Genomic DNA, 1262 nt, shown 5'->3' with positions numbered 1-1262 from the left:
GCGGGCCGCCACGCCAGTGCCGCCGGCCACCGCCGGTGGCGCACCGAATTCCTGCCAGCCTTGTCCGATTCCGATCTTTCCCATCCCGGCGACGATGCCGCCGGTCCCGCCATCCAGCCGGACGCCGCCGACGCGCGCGCCGCGGCGCTGGCGCGCATCTTCGCGCCGAGCGGCACGCTGGCGCAGGCCATCGACGGCTACCGGCCGCGCGATGCGCAGGCGAAGATGGCCGCCGCGGTGGCCGATGCGATCGAGGCGAACGACACGGTGATCGTCGAGGCGGGCACCGGTACCGGCAAGACCTTTGCCTATCTGGTACCGGCGATGCTGTGGGGCGGCAAGGTGATCCTGTCGACCGGCACCAAGAACCTGCAGGACCAGCTGTTCCTGCGCGACATCCCGACCGTGCGCCGCGCGCTCAATGTGCCGGTCTCCGTCGCGCTGCTCAAGGGCCGCGCCAACTACGTCTGCCACTACCACATGGAGCGCGCGCAGATGAACGGGCGGCTGGCGTCCAAGCAGGACGCGGCGTGGCTGCGGGAGATCGCGAACTTCGCCAAGACCACGTCGTCGGGCGACAAGGCCGAGCTCGCCAGCGTGCCCGAGAACGCGCCGGTATGGCAGCTGGTGACCTCGACCCGCGACAACTGCCTGGGAACCGAATGCCCGCACCACAAGGAATGCTTCGTGATGCGGGCGCGCAAGGAAGCGCAGCAGGCCGACCTGGTGGTGGTCAACCATCATCTGTTCTTCGCCGACGTGGTGCTGCGCGATACCGGCATGGCCGAGCTGCTGCCAGCGGCGAATACGGTGATCTTCGACGAGGCGCACCAGCTGCCGGAGACCGCGACGCTGTTCTTCGGCGACAGCCTGTCGACCAGCCAGTTGCTGGAGCTGGCGCGCGATACGGTGACCGAGGGCCTGTCGCACGCGCGCGATGCGGCCGACTGGGTTGGCATCGTCGCGCCGTTCGAGCGCGCCACGCGCGACCTGCGGCTGGCCTTCGGCAAGGACAACGTCCGCCTGGCGCTGGGACAGATCGAGGCCGATGCGCGCATTGGCGAGCCGTTCTTCGACACGCTCGATGCGCTGGAGAAGGCGTTGAGCGACGTGGTCGCGCTGCTGCAGGGGCAGGCCGAGCGCGCCGAATCGCTGGAGCAGTGCCATCGGCGCGCGCAGGAACTGGCGCAGCGGCTGGCGGCCTGGCGCGACGACAGTGCGGCGCCGCAGCCGGCGGTCGATGCCGGTGGCGCCGAGGCAGC

Annotated in this window: 1 protein-coding gene; it reads left to right on the top strand. The window is 70.4% G+C overall.

Annotated features, from left to right (window positions below; genetic code table 11):
• Positions 1–60: 60 nt before the first annotated feature.
• On the top strand, positions 61–1262 hold a 1202-nt coding region (locus tag B551_RS18330; RefSeq protein ID WP_043441191.1), incomplete at its 3' end, for a DEAD/DEAH box helicase.

Source organism: Cupriavidus sp. HPC(L) (assembly GCF_000307735.3).
Classification (GTDB): domain Bacteria; phylum Pseudomonadota; class Gammaproteobacteria; order Burkholderiales; family Burkholderiaceae; genus Cupriavidus.
This window is presented reverse-complemented; position numbering and strand designations above follow the sequence as displayed.